Annotated in this window: 1 protein-coding gene; it reads right to left on the bottom strand. The window is 48.0% G+C overall.

Annotation, left to right across the window (positions count from 1 at the left end; genetic code table 11):
* Positions 1 to 39: 39 nt before the first annotated feature.
* Positions 40 to 637, bottom strand: a 598-nt coding sequence (locus R7093_RS26125; protein WP_318147136.1) for an MATE family efflux transporter, incomplete at its 5' end; no start/stop codon positions are given.

The following is a 637-nucleotide window of genomic DNA, read 5'->3' as shown; positions in this document are numbered from 1 at the left end:
GAAGCCCTCAGTTGAGGGCTTCTTTGTTAATACTAAAACTTAGGCTGTAGCTTGCTTTATCGCAAGTTTGTGTATGGTTTTACGGTAAGTAAGGTAAGCAGAAATACCCGCCATAATATTACCCGCACACGCACCAAACAGCAGACCTCTGATACCGCCCAGTTGTGCACCCAGCCATAGGCAAGGTAGGAAGAAAACAAACAAGCGTAATGCCGAAATGGTTAATGCTGTGTACGATTTCCCTAGCGCATTGCAAATCGACACCATCAGCATACAAACGCCAAGAGAGCCCAAACTTATCGGCACAATCATTAGATGCATGTGGAGCACTTGTTCTACTTGGGTATCACTTGTCATTAACAACGCGAGCGGGTTTGCAAGCAAGAAGGTAATCGCCGCAATCAAAAGCTGGAAGCCAAGAATGAACTTAACCGCTATTCCAACCAGAGATTGAATGTCTCGATAGTTCTTTGCGCCTAACAAGCGCCCCACCATTGGAGGCATCGACATGGTCAGTGCCAATACAGACACAATGGCAAAAAACTCGTAACGTGAGCCGAGCGCCCAAGCAGCGACTGCGGCAGTTCCAAAGCTGGCAAGCAACTTGGTCGCTAACATTGAAGAGAGCGGCGGCAGC

The sequence above is a fragment of the Vibrio sp. 1580 genome (assembly GCF_033340055.1).
Note: the sequence above shows the minus strand (reverse complement) of the source record. Positions and strands in the feature narration are given on the sequence as shown.